Genomic DNA, 14,585 nt, shown 5'->3' with positions numbered 1-14,585 from the left:
GTCCCCGAATATGCAAATTTCTTACTTTACTAGCAGTTACCCTCGCGCCACAGATACCTTTATCCAACGAGAGGTGATTGGGTTAAGAGCATCTGGTGTTGATGTACTTACTAGTGCTCTCAGACTACCTGAAGGAAATAACAATGTCAGTCCGTTGATTCTAAACGAGCGTAAACAAACCACTTACTTTCTGCCTGCCAGCCCACTAAAGCTTATTAAGCTTAATTTGAGTTACTTGGCACGCTCAGCATCAAAATATTTAAAAACACTTAAATTAGCATTTAAAACACGTCGGCCAGGCATCAAAGGGACTATTTATCAGCTGTTTTATTTTCAAGAGGCTTTACTGCTTGCCAATTATCTTGAAACAAACAAAGTAGAGCACCTACATAATCACTTTGGTGATAGCAGTGGTATGGTTACTATGCTTGCGAGTCAACTGAGTGGTGTAGGTTACAGCATCACATTTCATGGGCCGCATATCTTTTTTGAGCCTACATTGCTGGCGCTACGCGAAAAAGTAAAGTATGCAAAATTCATCGTCTGCATCAGTAATTATTGCCGCAGCCAAATGATGCTTTTTTCGGATGCTGAGGACTGGCATAAACTAAAGATTGTTCATTGCGGGGTGGATGTGAATCAGTACCCTTATAGTCCATTTAAATCGCATTCAACCTCTGAGATTCCAGTAAAGCTTCTATATGTAGGTAGGCTTGCTGCCGAAAAAGGGGTACCGGTGTTATTGCGTAGTTTGATTACATTAAAAAACGAGGGGCATCGTTTTCACCTGACCCTTTTGGGCGATGGTCCCGAACGTGCTGCTCTAGAAACTGAGGTAAAGCAACATGGGTTGACACAAATGGTCCACTTTGGTGGTTTTGCTAGCCAAGAAACGGTGCGCGATACGTTGCTAGAAAGCGATGTATTTATTCTGCCAAGTTTTGCTGAAGGCGTTCCAGTATCGTTAATGGAGGCAATGGCTTGTGGTGTGCCTGTCATCGGCACTAACGTAGGTGGAGTTACTGAGTTAATCGAGCACGGCATTTCTGGCATGGTTGTTGCACCGTCAGACGAGGTGGCCTTAAAAAGTGCCATTTTATGTTACATACAACATCCTGAATTACGTGAAAATGTTCGTTCAGCTGCCAGAAACACCGTTGAGAAAAACTTTAACTTTAAAGTTGAAGTCGGCAAGCTTGAACATCTGATCAGGGAACAAGTGCAAAACTAACATGATCGGTTATCTTCATCAAACTAAACTATCTGAGCTAGAGTCTTTCCCTATTTGTGTGATTGGCGCCGGTGCGGCCGGTATTAGTCTTGCGGTAAAACTCTCACGCAGTGGTCATCGAATATTATTGATTGAAGGTGGTGATTGGCAAGAAACGCCAGAGGTTGTTGATGCCTATGTTGGTGAGGCCACCGCGCCTCACCCCAAAACCACAGAATTCAGGTATCAACGCTTTGGTGGTACAACCCATTTATGGGGCGGCCGTTGTGTACCACTCGACCGTCACGACTTTGAAAAAAGGCCACATGTGCCCGAAAGTGGGTGGCCAGAGGGCGCCAATACAATTGCAAACTATTATTCTCAAGCCTTAGATTATTGTGATGCAGGTGAGAACGATTTTGCGATTTCATCATTTGGCCCGAATACGAAACCTATTTTCAGTGAGGCGCCACTATTGTCGCCTGACCTTAATGAGTATATTGAACGCTACAGCCTGCCAACAGATTTTGGTCAAAAGTTTCGTCGTGAGCTGACTGATTCAAGTAATGTTTATGTGTTGTTGCGTACGCGATGTATCGGGCTTAACACTAACACAGAGGGAGATACTGTTACTTCTGTGACCCTACATGACGGCAACCAGGCACAACAGGTGAAAGTGCAGCAAGTCGTGTTAGCTGGTGGCGGAATTGAAACCACGCGACTGATGTTAGCAAGTAGAGAGATCACCCCCGCCTGGAGTTATCTAGATAATAGTCTGGGTAAATACTACGCTTGTCACTATGACTTGATTTTTGGTGCATTGCGGTTTAGCGGTGAGCTACCTGTTTTTGACTTTCAGAAAACAGTTGAGGGCATCTACGCCAGGCGTAAACTTCAATTTTCTGCAGCTTTCCAGGCGCAGCATGGTTTACTTAACTCTGCATTTCGCTTGCACTTTCCGGCTTATGCGGACCCTTCGCACGGCAGTGGCGTGATGTCAACTATCTATCTTGCCAAGTCGATTCTCAAGGCTGAATATCAGGCGATTCTGAATCATGGCGTGAACCAAACGCCTGTTAGAGGTCAATCATTTAAACACCTACTTAATGTAGTGTTGGATGTTGGTTCGGTCATTGGCTTTGCCTTTAACTGGCTGTTTAAAATTAAACTTGCCAAGCGTCGTATTCCATACACGCTAGTTGCTAACCGCAACGGTACCTATCCGATAGAGTTCAACAGCGAGCAGGTCTCAGACGTTAATAACCGAATTGAACTATTGGATACGCGCGACCGTTTTGGCATGCGCAGAGTGCGAGTGCATTGGAAGTTGACTGCACAGGATATTGCTTCCGGTATTAAATCTTTTAACTTACTAAAAATACAATTTGAGAAAACAAAAGCTTGCAGGCTTGAATTTAAGCCTGAAGAGTTACAAAAGGCAATGGAGAACGCTTTACCAGTTGGCGGCCATCATATGGGAACAACCCGTATGGGAACCGCTCCAAATGACAGTGTGGTTGATGTGAATTGCAAAGTGCATGGCGTTAAAAACCTGTATGTAGCCAGCGCATCAGTATTTACCACCAATAGCCATGCCAACCCGACATTAACGATTGTCGCTTTGGCCTTGCGGCTTGCTGATCATTTAAATCAAAGTGTTACTACAAAGGAATAAATGATGAAAGCCTTTAATAAAATTAGTTTTATTGCGTTGCCTTGGCTTGCTTTAATTGCTTTTAATTCAAATGTAAATGCAGGAGATGCTGAACGTTATATCAAGCCATTTGCTGTAAATTCGTTATGGAAAAGTAGGCCAGTTTCCCCAAGTTTTTCAGACTTCGTAATTCCAACGTCAAAATATAACCCTAATATTCACGAGGGGATACTTTCCTCTGGATGTTTTTTTGCTGACGAAACAAGCGGACCAGTTGTAGTTAAACCAAATCCTGGTCAAAAAGGTGTTTATGATGCTGATGCTGAGACAAATCAGCCCAAAATTGAGATTGCGCATTGGCCTGCTGATTTGGTTCCAGCATCGGGTGGAGATGGGCATGCGGACATCTACGATGTTGCAAGCGGAGTGATTCATTCGTTTTGGAAATTAAAAAACACAAATGGTGAATGGACTGCAAACCTTTATGCATGGTCACCGATTGACGGAACTGGCTGGGCAGATCCAGCACATTATTACCAGGGTGCTAGAGCGGTTGGTATTGGAGCTTGTGCAGGTATCATACGCAAAAATGAGTTTGCAAGTAATGATCCCATTTATCCGCATGCACTTGCAATGTCTCTCGCTTTGAACGGTGCAGGAGCTGATCCTGCGTATGTTTTTCCAGCCACATCCGCCGATCAATACAGCGCCAAAAATACAGGTCAAATTCCAGAGGGCGCATTAGTAATGTTGCCAGAAAGCTTTGATGTTTCAAAAATTAAGACTCCAGAACTTATTAAAATTGTGAATACACTGAAGGTTTATGGCGCTTATATCGTTGATACTAATGACGGTACTCCTTTCATTATCTATGTTGAAAATGGCTCAGGTCTTAATCTACACAAGAATGGTTATAACTATAAAGCAGCGAATGAATTGCATCTAATTCGACAATCGTTGCGTATGGTCACCTCAACAAAAGCATGGGTAGATGCATCCGGCAATCCTTTTACCCCAGAAAAGAATTTAAATATTCTGTCCTTAAGAGGGCCTTGGTGTGTTTATCAAAGAGCAGCGTGTGTACCAAATGATCCATCTGCCGGTAAATTTGATACTTGGAAACAGGCTGTTGTTTTCGGTCCAACCACGACGAATATTGTTCAATCAAATCCTTCAGGTCGTTCGCTTAGCAAGGTTACATGGGCTAAGCCCAAGGCTGGTGATAAATACAAACTGACTGCAATCACGACTGGCGGTGGTAAACTCAGATTGATTATCAAAAATAAACAGTATAGTACGAGGGTAGACACTTACGACCTTTCTGATGGCCAATCTAAGACGTTTGTGTGGCCTGCAGACGATGTTATTTCTAATGTCGTCGTTACCAGTGGGGTTGGGGTGAGTTCTAAGGTGAGCGGAACATTGGTACGTGTGAATTAATATTTCTCGCCCTTGGGCCTAATTAATCTTATTGAAATTGACTGTATGCTGATTGTTGCTGAAATACTTTTTTTGGTTTTGCTTGCTATATTGGCAATACCCGTACTCACCTTTTGTTTGCAGATTTTGGTGGCTGTTCTTCCGGGTTATCGCAATCAAAAGGTCGAGGCACAATCAGCATCAGTCGCATTGCTGATTCCCGCGCACAACGAATCTGCTGGTATAAGCGATACTCTAGCCTCAATCAAAAAAGCAGCTACTCCAAACACCAGAATTGTTGTTATTGCGGACAATTGCAGTGATAACACAGCAGAGATCGCTCGCGACCTTGGGGCTGAAGTTATTGAAAGAGCGCATGATACCTTGCGTGGTAAAGGCTATGCATTAGATTTCGGCATTCAGTATTTACGCAATAATCCACCAGAAGTCATGATTGTGTTTGATGCGGATTGTTTAGTCTATCCTGATACTATTAATGCTCTGGTGCAGGCGGTTGTTAACGGCAAGCGCTCAGTGCAAGCACTATATCTGATTCAAGCTAAACCCAATTCACCAGTCAAAACCAAGTTGGCCGAATTTGCCTATGTCGTTAAGAGCTGGACTCGACCATTGGGTTTTCATCGTTTGGGCATGCCCATGCAATTAATGGGTTCTGGTATGGCTTTTCCATGGGAACATGTCAAAAGTGCAAATCTGGCTAAAGGTTACATCGTTGAGGATATGAAGTTAGGGATAGACTTAACGGTGCAGCATGTAGCACCTAAGTTTTGTCCAGAAGCCTACGTTACGAGCGAGTTCCCTATGAATGATGAAGGGGCTGCATCGCAACGAAAAAGATGGGAGCATGGTCACATCGGCATGATCGTTCAAGAAGGCTTGCCATTGCTATTTAAAGGTTTGCGCACAGGTAATGTTGAGATGATCTCCATGGCTCTAGATCTGTGCGTACCGCCAGTGGCTTTGTTATTCCTTTTGAGTGGTTTTTTTGCGATTGTTTCAGCAGGGCTTATTTTTGCTTCAGGGACATATTTACCTTGGGGCTATGGCGTGATTCAGTTTTTACTTTTAGCTTTGTTTGTCATGATTTCCTGGTTCAAGCATGGCAGAAAAATCTTGCCTTTCTTTGAGCTGTTAACATACGCCCCCGTATATGCACTGAGTAAAATTCAGCTTTACGCCAAATTTTTCGTTAACCGTCAAATAGAGTGGGTTAAATCAAAAAGGGACTAGTTCAGTCTCGATTTTTGTTTAATTCAAAAAGTTATCAATGAATAAATCTATAAAAAAAATTGATCAGTTAGAAAGCTTGCGCGGGATTGCTGCTTTACTGGTCGTTCTTTACCATGTGCCAGCATGGAACCCGATGATCCATAACATATCAATTATTCGTAGTGGGTTTATGATGGTTGATTTGTTTTTTGTATTGTCAGGTTTTGTCATTTACACCGCTTATGCCAATAGAATCAACTCGTTTTATGAGCTGGCAAAGTTTCAGTTTTTAAGATTTGGGCGGCTGTATCCAGTTCACCTTTTATTCTTGATATTGTTTCTTGGTATTGAGATATTGAAATATGTGCTGCAGCATCATTTTGGAATTGCCAGCCTGAGTAAGCAACCCTTCGAGCAAAATAACCTCGCTGCATTTATGCGCGATGTCTTTATGATTAAAGCCTTTTGGCCTAATGAACAGGCAATAACCTTTAATAGCCCGGCCTGGTCTATAAGCGCTGAGTTTTATACCTACCTAATTTTTGGGTTGATTGTGCTCAACTTTGCAAAATTCAAAAATTATATTTTTGCTGCATTAGGCCTATCTGCGGCATTGATACTATTCATCTATCAGCCGGAGCATCATGATTTTATGCTTAGATGTATCGCTGGTTTTTTCATAGGCTGTATGTTGGCACTGGGTATCAGTAAAGCTAAGGATTCAATGATATTAAGTCCGTATTGGATACCCGCCTGCTTCTTATTGATCGGAGCGTTCATGGTGTTTGGGCATGATGCGAAGGCACTAAAAGTAATGATTTACCCTTTAACCTGCCTGCTGATCAGCGCAATATTGCTTTCACGAGATCATTTTTGGAAGCATTTTTTATCACATCCGGCCTTGGTGTGGTTGGGAACAATCTCATTCTCTTTGTATATGTCGCATGGCCTGGTATTGTGGTTTTACCAGCAAGTGATTCGGGTATTGTTTCACCGCCCTGAAATGATTGTTGAAGGATTATCTATCCCACAATTCGAATTTCCATTAGCTCTTCTTCTCACAATTGGTTTTTTGGCTGCTTGTTTACTCATTGGTTTCATCACTTATAAGCTGATAGAGAGCCCGTTCAGAGAAAAATCACGCAAACTTGTCAAAGTGTAAGTTACTTAGTCTATGCTGCTTAAAATTTAACTTACCAAGAAATTAGAAATCACTTTATGAAATACACACCAGAACTAGATGGTATCCGGGCTCTATCCATATTACTTGTCATGATTTCACATGCTGGATTTGGGCATATTGTTCCGGGTGGTTTTGGAGTGACGATTTTCTTTTTTATTAGTGGTTACTTAATTACATCACTGTTAATTGCTGAAGCTGAAAAGTACAAGCACATCGACTTAAAAAAATTCTACATACGACGTTTTTGGCGACTATTACCACCAGCAATATATTTTATAGTCATTTCAAGCCTTTTAATTTTTTATATTAATCACTCAATAAAAATTTCAGAAATTTTTGCTGCCTTATTTTATGGTGCTAACTACTATAAAATTTTTATACATTTCACTAATGTAGATGGTTTGCTTTCACCATTTAATATTTTATGGAGCCTTGCTATCGAGGAACACTTTTATATTCTCTTTGCACCGCTTCTAGCCTTCACTTATCGTTCAAATCGTTATTATCAGATCATTGTTGCGTTTTTAGTGCTACCACTTGTAATTAGGTTGGGATACGCATTAATTTTCCCAGATATGCTTCATGAGGGAGGTTACACCTACTCAGCTACGGAGGCTAGAATTGACTCAATTGCATTCGGATGTTTCATGGCTTACCTAATTCATAAGCCAACAAATAAAGAGTGGGTTGAGAAGCATCTGATTAAATTAGGTTATTTTATAATTGGATTGGCCGTTATTTTGTTATCTCTATTATTTAGAGATCCTTTTTTTAGGGAGACATTCAGATATAGCCTGCAAAATGTTGGTCTTTTTTTAATATTATTGAATATTTTATTCAATCAGGCGACTCTCTTTGCAGCTATTAGACGCTTTTTAGGGCTGAGTACACTCACCTTTATTGGGAAACTCAGCTACTCTTTGTATTTACAGCATTGGTTCTCTATGACTGTTATTTCATACATAGCTGGTGTAAATAAGTTCTCTCTTGTATGGCAATTGGGGTTCTGGGGTTTAACACTCGTCACTACTTTAATTTCTTATTATGTAATTGAGCGCCCTACGATTGATTTAAGAAGAAAATACGGTTCTAACGTCTGATTCATTTATTAGTAGTCGAATTAGTACATGATTGGCTAAGTAATTAAAAACTTATTTTTTACCGTGATTAATCGAGTGTTGTTTAAAGAAGTATAAAAATGATCCCATTGAGATTAAAAAAAGTTATAAACATCATGATTATCCTAATTTTGATGGGATTGTTTTTATTGGTCATCCGATACATAAACTCTGACATAAGCCTGTACAAATCACCAATTGAGGAACAGTCTCAGGCAGATGAAAACACGACTAACTCGTATATGAATGCCAAGAGCGAATCAATTAATAGGCTCTCTATACTAAATTCATATTTTCGAGCAGGATTTGTCAAACACCAAACTAAATCATGCAGTTATGTTAACTACCCAGGATATGGAAGTATCTGGGGTTTTCGTGTTTCAGGTATGGAGGGTTTCTCTAGAACAGGTGTTCTTATTGCGTCCGAAGTATTCTCAAAATTAAGAGATAACACATTAAATGATAACGACTTAAAAATTATTAACTGTCTAAAAAATGGGATACTCAATGGCACAGAAGCAGACTCAAAGGATTATTGGGGTAGCATTGAAGATTATGATCAGCGTGTTGTTGAATCAGCAGACATTGCAAGAATATTATGGCTCACAAAGCCATTGATCTGGGACACTTTTTCTAGTCAGGAAAAAGATCAAGTTTCCCAGTATCTACTGCAAGTAAATCACGTAAAACTTCCTCAGAATAATTGGCTACTGTTTCCAGTTGTAGTAAACACTATCCTCAGTAAGATGAATGTTGTGATTACTGTAGATCCTATGAAAAACTACTTCATATTTAAGAAGTTTTATCTTTCAGATGGTTGGTTTTTCGATGCGCCTCACGGTGTAGATTTTTACAACACATGGGGGATTACCTATGATTTGTTTTGGATTCATTACGTGAACGATAGTTTTGATAAGGTATTTATCACAAAAGCTATCAACGACTCAGCTAATTTAACAGAGCATTTGATTAGTCCGGTAGGTATTCCAATGATGGGGCGCTCTGTATGTTACAGAATGGCAGTGCCAGCACCATTGTTAGCAAACTCATTAATTACGAATAATCCAGAGGTACAAGCGAAGGCAAAACATGGCTTCTTTTTAGTTCTTGATCACTTTGTTTCACACAAGGTATTGATAGACGGAACAATTACCCAAGGCTTTTATAATAACGACAAACGGTTCCTGGATATTTACAGTGGGCCAGGTAGTTGTCATTGGAGCTTGAGATCTCTTGTTCTCGCGAACTTACATTCATCTTCATCGAGTTTTTGGGTGAATGCAGGCCAAAAACTGCCGATAGAAATTACTGACTTTCGCATCGACAAGCCATCACTGGGATGGCAAATTAGTGGTGATGAGGCTACAAAAAAAATAACTATTACACTTACTAAAAATGATCCAGACTCAGTTATAGAGATTAAAGATTACTCTTTTAAAGATCGCCTAAAAGATTTCATTGGGTTGCGTATACACCGCCCAGACAACGATGAGATTAGATATCATCAGTATATCTACACCACAGATAACAATTACCTGAGAAAGTGCAGTCAAAAATCAGTCGATTGTTTGTGATGAGTTTAAACAACTACATTTGAATAGTGTCTATCAGTTTTAATTCGAATATTCTCTCGTTTGTTGCTCAATCTAGCAATTGCTCATGCTAACAATCAAAACTGCTACTATTCTTAATAGTAGCTTTTGAATGTACCAGGAAAGTCATTTTTTAAAATGGCTATCGCCATATTTGCAAACAAAAAGAGATCGAACTTGCCCTAGACTGCAGTGGCTTTTAGCTGATTAAAAATAATCCACATGATAATAATAAAAAAGAATGAAGTTTGCCAAACTCAAGATATGCAAAGCATATAATTAGTGTTGCTCATTTTTCAACCATTCAATAGAGCTTAACAGGCTTTGTTCATATGTCATGAATGAAAGATTGGCAGAGGCTTTTTGTGCATCCAGAAAAATGTGTTGCTTAAATAGCCTGACTAGAGAGGGTGGTAGTGGTTCTGGTAGGCGGTTGGCTAAACCGGCTTGCTTTGCTTTAGCAAGTAGCTTTTGAGAGATTTTAATCGCCGGGCTAAAAGCTTTTGAATCCAGCTTGAGTTGTAAAGGATGAATACGCTTGACTGGGGTTGCATCAATCGCCTGTGCCAGGTCAATAAAATACTGGTTCCATCTCGGGCTGTCTGGAGCGGCTAAATTGAAATGCTGAATTTCACCAGCAGCTAATGGTATCTCAAGTCCAAAGTGAATGGCTTTGACTACATCATCGACATGCACCAAATTACTCCAGCCGTCACCGGCACTGCCTAAGTCGCCTAATCTGAAAGTTTTAAGCAAGTTGGCGATGCGCTCTACCCACTGCACACTGCCTGGGCCATGGATGCAGCCTGGCCGTAAAACAACTACTTTACCGCCTGCTCGTGCATAGGCCTGCATATGGCCTTCAGCCTCACATTTGGCGGCGGCATACCAGTTGTAATCAGGGTCAAAAGGGGATGTTTCTGTGATCACGCCCTCGCTAGCCCCGTAAACAGACATGGTACTTAAATGGACAATGGTTGGCTTACCTACCGCCAAGGCGGCTTGCGTGAGAATTTGAGCGCCCGCCCCGATGGCGTCTTTGCTACCAGCGACGCAATTGACCACTGCGTCAACGTTTTGCAATTGCTTGGTCAGCTCTGCCAGGTTCATACTGTCGAGAATGATATGATTGGCAACATTGCTACGCATTCTGCCTCTGGATGCAGCAATCGATGAAATATTAGCATGTTGTAAATGTGTATGCAGGCGACTGCCTACGTGACCAGTGGCACCAAGGATTAAAACTTTCATGCGTGCTTCCTAACTAGATGATTGAATGCGATGCTTTGCCAGCGTGTACGGTGTCTGCAATATGGTCTGCCAGGCGCAAGCTCATGGCGACAATGGTCAGGGTAGGGTTGGCCTGACTGCTGGTTGGAAACACAGATGCACTGGCGATATATAAGTTATCAATATTGTGGAGTTTGCAGTCTGCATCCACAACGGAGTTTTCAGGGCTTGTGCCCATTCTGGTGGTGCCAATATGGTGTCCACCATAGGCACCAAAGCGGGTTAAATCTTCTTCGAGCTGGTCATCATTGAATTCAAAGGTGGCCAAGCCGCTCTGGTTAATTTCTTGCACAAACACCTTGAGCGAGCGCCTTACTGATTCAATGTCTTCGGACAGGTATTGCCAGTCAACCTTCACTTTAGGCATGCCGAAGATGTCTGTGTCGCTGATGAGTGTAATCCTGCTGTTAGGATTAGGATATTGTTCACTATGAATTTCAAAGGTGAACTGATTGCTTTTATTGCTTAAAATCACTGAAGGAAACTTACGTTTCGCCAAGGTCCGCTTGGTAATCCAGTGATACAAAAACTTAACTGTATCAATGGGATCAAGGATAATATTAGCAAAGTGCTTTAAATAAATAACGAAGCTGGATCGGCCGTCTTTCAGACGTTTACCGTACTCATAACTGATAAAGTTTTTAGCCAGAAACAACCCCGACAACACACCAATCTTGTGTGAGGGATCCACAATTTTAGGGAAATGCAGTCTGGCGACCATGTTGCCAGCACCAATTTTTTTCTGTGTGTCAGCAGTCAATGCAAAGCGGCGACGACAATAGATGCCCTCAAGGGAAACTTCATAACCGTGGCGTACATTACTGGTTGCGCCCAACACGGTCAACTTGCCTAGGTTCCCTGCAATGTGACACTGGTAATAGCGGCCGACTAAATCATGTTCGTTACCGATGCCATTTTTACATATATCATTAGAGGCTAATAGCAGCCGCGTTGTTTCAATGCCGCCAGTTGCCAAGATCACTTTTTTAGCGACTACGGAGGCTTTAATACCTTCAAGACTGGCAATATCCAATTGATTGACATGATTGCCAGCCTGGTTGAGGCGAATACCTGTGCAATTGGCGCCCAGCAACACCTCAACATCTTTTGCTAATACCAACCGTTGCTTGTAACGGTCCCCCACATTGGTGGGACACGAAAAGCGCTCTAAATTGTTGGTTTTGAGGATGTCACTTTTAAAGCCTTTAATGGCTGCCTGCTGCTCTTCATCAAATACTTTGTCCGCGTCGTACTCATAAACCCCAGCCTCTAGCAGCTTATTGGCTTGTTGGTAGTAGGGCGCAAGATCTTGATAGCTAATCGGCCAACCACTCTGCGGGATATACTCACGCGGCTCGAAATCAATCGGGTCAAAAGGCATACAGCGGCCACCCCAGATGGTGGTTGACCCACCAAACCGTCGTTGGCGATATTTGTCTGGCGGACTATGTAATTTTTCGTCGGCCACTTCGCCTGCATACAAATCTTGGGTTTTATCATCTGCAAATTCAAACCCGGATTCAAGCAACAAGATTTTTAAACCGCGTCCTGAGAGAGATAATGCGAGCGATACTCCAGCTGCACCTGCCCCAACAATACAGACATCAGCTTCAATCGTTGAACCGGAAGGCAGGTTATTTAAATTGCTAATCATATTTTTGTTAAATCACTTAAAAAAATTCACAAATAAGCGTTATTATTGAAACTGTAGATGAGGTGTAAGCAGTGACGCTGCTTTCGGAATAGGTTAAATGTCTTATATCGCATAATCCTAATGGGTTATACCATATCACACAGGTTCTTTTTTTATTCACTTGCAACTGAAAAAATAATCATAAATTTTTACGTAATCCTACGTAATTGTTCACAAACATAATTAACCGTGTTGAGTCTCAGGCTGTTTATGTCAAATACCATAGAAATGTTTGGAATCACCATTCACAAGTTCTCAATGAATGGCGCAATTGATGTGTTACAGGAATGGCTGCAATATGGTGGCAATGACTGTAAATATGTCGTCACCCCTAATGTTGATCATGTCGTACAACTCGAAAAAAATGCTGTTTTTAAACAAGCCTATGATCATGCGTCTATGGTAGTGGCAGATGGGAAACCAGTTGTATTAGCCTCCCGGCTTTTAGGGAAAGCCTTGCCTGAAACCGTGCCTGGAAGTGATTTGGTTCCCAATATTTTCACGCGTTTTCAGCAAAAAAATCTGCCTTTAAGAGTGTACTTGCTAGGTGCCATGCCTGGCGTTGGCGAGGTCGCTGCAGCGAACATTAAAGCGCAGTGGCCGATGGTAGAGGTGGTGGGGATTTTAAGCCCAGATTTTGGGTTTGAAAAAGACAGTGCTTACTGTGATCGCATTTGCCAATCAGTTGCAGATGCAAAAGCGGATTTGCTGGTGATAGGCCTGGGTGCTCCCAAGCAGGAAATTTGGGTCGATAAATATGCAGATAAACTGCCCGTTAAAGTTGCATTGTGTGTGGGCGCAACCATTGATTTTTTAGCTGGCAACAAACCAAGGGCGCCGATGTGGATGCGCAAGTTTGGTCTGGAGTGGTTGCACAGAATGTGCTCAGAGCCCAAGCGGCTGGTAAAAAGATATTTAGTCGGTGCTGTAACTTTCCCCAAGCTGTTTATTCGCGAGTGGTTGAAAAAGTAATCGGCGTCACAACAGATTTTAGTTTAGAAATATGAAGGAGCCCCTGTGAAGATTGCAATTGCTGGTACTGGATATGTCGGATTGTCATTGGCCGTATTATTGGCTCAAAAAAATGAAGTGGTCGCGCTAGATATCGTGCCGGAAAAAGTGGCACTGCTCAATCAGAAAAAATCACCGATTGTTGACCACGAAATCGAAGATTTTTTAGCCAATAAACAGTTGAATTTTAAAGCGACCACTGACAAAAATGAGGCGTATCAAAATGCTGAGTTTGTCGTGATTGCAACACCGACTGACTACGACGCTGAAACCAATTACTTCAACACGAAATCTGTTGAAGCCGTGATTAAAGATGTGATGGCTATCAACCCTGATGCGGTGATGGTCATTAAATCAACTATTCCTGTTGGTTACACAGAAAAAATCCGCGCCGAACTCAATTGCAAAAATCTGATGTTCTCGCCTGAGTTTTTGCGTGAGGGCAAAGCCCTTTACGATAACCTGTATCCATCACGCATTGTGGTGGGCGAGGTGTCAGAGCGCGCGCAAAAATTTGCTAATCTGCTCAAAGAGAACTGCCTGAAGCCAGATGCTGCTATTTTATTGACTAATAGCTCTGAGGCTGAAGCAATCAAGCTGTTTGCAAACACGTATCTTGCCATGCGCGTGGCTTACTTTAACGAGCTGGACACTTACGCCGAGACGCATGGCCTCAATACGCGTCAGATCATTGAAGGCGTCTGTATGGATCCACGGATTGGCAATCATTACAACAATCCATCATTTGGTTACGGCGGTTACTGTTTGCCTAAAGATACCAAGCAGTTGCTGGCCAACTACTCACAAGTGCCGCAAAACCTGATTAATGCGATCGTTGATGCCAATACCACCCGTAAAGACTTTGTTGCAGATAGCATCATCAGAAAGAAACCCAAGGTCGTAGGTATTTATCGTTTGATCATGAAGGCAGGGTCAGATAACTTCAGAGCATCCTCTATCCAGGGAATTATGAAGCGGATCAAAGGGAAGGGCATCGAAGTGGTGGTGTATGAGCCAGTGCTGGAGGAAGCTGAGTTTTTTAACTCTAAAGTGGTTAAAGATCTCAATCAGTTCAAACAAATGTCAGATGTTATTATTGCCAACAGACAAGCCAAAGAGTTGGCTGATGTGGTAGACAAAGTCTATACACGGGACTTGTTCGGCAGCGATTAATCTTTTCTGGAA

General features: G+C 41.9%; 11 protein-coding genes. 9 read left to right on the top strand and 2 right to left on the bottom strand.

All coding sequences use genetic code 11. From position 1 onward, the window contains the following. Positions 1-10 precede the first annotated feature (10 nt). From E6Q52_RS05315 to E6Q52_RS05285, 7 genes are all read left to right on the top strand, one after another. Positions 11-1,231, top strand: a complete 1,221-nt coding sequence (locus tag E6Q52_RS05315; RefSeq protein ID WP_292819381.1) for a glycosyltransferase family 4 protein — start codon at positions 11-13, stop codon at positions 1,229-1,231. Between the two features lies 1 nt (position 1,232). Continuing rightward, positions 1,233-2,885 carry a GMC family oxidoreductase gene (locus tag E6Q52_RS05310; RefSeq protein WP_292819379.1) on the top strand — a complete coding sequence of 551 codons (1,653 nt, stop codon included), beginning with the start codon at positions 1,233-1,235 and terminating at the stop codon, positions 2,883-2,885. Positions 2,886-2,888: 3 nt separating this feature from the next. Continuing rightward, entirely contained in the window at positions 2,889-4,304 is a 1,416-nt protein-coding gene (locus E6Q52_RS05305; RefSeq protein ID WP_292819376.1) for an Atrophin-1 multi-domain protein, read from the top strand. A 45-nt stretch (positions 4,305-4,349) separates the two neighbouring features. Beyond that, complete coding sequence (locus tag E6Q52_RS05300; protein WP_292819374.1) at positions 4,350-5,534, top strand: glycosyltransferase family 2 protein; 1,185 nt, start codon at positions 4,350-4,352, stop codon at positions 5,532-5,534. 37 nt (positions 5,535-5,571) lie between these two features. Next, positions 5,572-6,675: an acyltransferase gene (locus E6Q52_RS05295; protein ID WP_292819372.1), complete on the top strand. Its 1,104-nt coding sequence runs from the start codon at positions 5,572-5,574 to the stop codon at positions 6,673-6,675. A 56-nt stretch (positions 6,676-6,731) separates the two neighbouring features. Then, a complete protein-coding gene (locus E6Q52_RS05290; protein ID WP_292819370.1) occupies positions 6,732-7,796 on the top strand; it encodes an acyltransferase in 1,065 nt (354 codons plus the stop codon). A 98-nt stretch (positions 7,797-7,894) separates the two neighbouring features. After that, complete coding sequence (locus E6Q52_RS05285) at positions 7,895-9,388, top strand: DUF2264 domain-containing protein (RefSeq protein ID WP_292819367.1); 1,494 nt, start codon at positions 7,895-7,897, stop codon at positions 9,386-9,388. Between the two features lie 297 nt (positions 9,389-9,685). Here E6Q52_RS05285 and E6Q52_RS05280 read toward each other — a convergent pair whose 3' ends face one another. Both E6Q52_RS05280 and E6Q52_RS05275 read right to left on the bottom strand, forming a co-directional pair. After that, on the bottom strand, positions 9,686-10,657 hold the full coding sequence (locus tag E6Q52_RS05280; protein ID WP_292819364.1) for an NAD(P)-dependent oxidoreductase: 972 nt from the start codon (positions 10,655-10,657) through the stop codon (positions 9,686-9,688). Between the two features lie 13 nt (positions 10,658-10,670). Continuing rightward, positions 10,671-12,350 (bottom strand): GMC family oxidoreductase, encoded by a 1,680-nt coding sequence (locus E6Q52_RS05275; protein ID WP_292819361.1) that lies wholly within the window; start codon positions 12,348-12,350, stop codon positions 10,671-10,673. Positions 12,351-12,599: 249 nt separating this feature from the next. Between E6Q52_RS05275 and E6Q52_RS05270 the strand changes: the two genes are divergently transcribed. Together E6Q52_RS05270 and E6Q52_RS05265 are read left to right on the top strand one after the other, a co-directional pair. Further along, positions 12,600-13,361: a WecB/TagA/CpsF family glycosyltransferase gene (locus E6Q52_RS05270; RefSeq protein ID WP_292819358.1), complete on the top strand. Its 762-nt coding sequence runs from the start codon at positions 12,600-12,602 to the stop codon at positions 13,359-13,361. Positions 13,362-13,406: 45 nt separating this feature from the next. Further along, positions 13,407-14,573 (top strand): nucleotide sugar dehydrogenase, encoded by a 1,167-nt coding sequence (locus E6Q52_RS05265; protein WP_292819355.1) that lies wholly within the window; start codon positions 13,407-13,409, stop codon positions 14,571-14,573. The last annotated feature ends 12 nt before the right edge of the window (positions 14,574-14,585 follow it).

The sequence above is a fragment of the Methylophilus sp. genome, from assembly GCF_008015755.1.
Classification (GTDB): Bacteria; Pseudomonadota; Gammaproteobacteria; order Burkholderiales; family Methylophilaceae; genus Methylophilus.
The sequence above is the reverse complement of the archived record's forward strand: the minus strand, read 5'-3'. Positions and strand labels throughout refer to the sequence as shown.

Coding starts and splice junctions, on each gene's coding strand:
- E6Q52_RS05315 (WP_292819381.1), top strand. CDS start 11: ATGCAAATTTCTTACTTTACTAGCAGTTACCCTCGCGCCACAGATACC.
- E6Q52_RS05310 (WP_292819379.1), top strand. CDS start 1,233: ATGATCGGTTATCTTCATCAAACTAAACTATCTGAGCTAGAGTCTTTC.
- E6Q52_RS05305 (WP_292819376.1), top strand. CDS start 2,889: ATGAAAGCCTTTAATAAAATTAGTTTTATTGCGTTGCCTTGGCTTGCT.
- E6Q52_RS05300 (WP_292819374.1), top strand. CDS start 4,350: ATGCTGATTGTTGCTGAAATACTTTTTTTGGTTTTGCTTGCTATATTG.
- E6Q52_RS05295 (WP_292819372.1), top strand. CDS start 5,572: ATGAATAAATCTATAAAAAAAATTGATCAGTTAGAAAGCTTGCGCGGG.
- E6Q52_RS05290 (WP_292819370.1), top strand. CDS start 6,732: ATGAAATACACACCAGAACTAGATGGTATCCGGGCTCTATCCATATTA.
- E6Q52_RS05285 (WP_292819367.1), top strand. CDS start 7,895: ATGATCCCATTGAGATTAAAAAAAGTTATAAACATCATGATTATCCTA.
- E6Q52_RS05280 (WP_292819364.1), bottom strand. CDS start 10,657: ATGAAAGTTTTAATCCTTGGTGCCACTGGTCACGTAGGCAGTCGCCTG.
- E6Q52_RS05275 (WP_292819361.1), bottom strand. CDS start 12,350: ATGATTAGCAATTTAAATAACCTGCCTTCCGGTTCAACGATTGAAGCT.
- E6Q52_RS05270 (WP_292819358.1), top strand. CDS start 12,600: ATGTCAAATACCATAGAAATGTTTGGAATCACCATTCACAAGTTCTCA.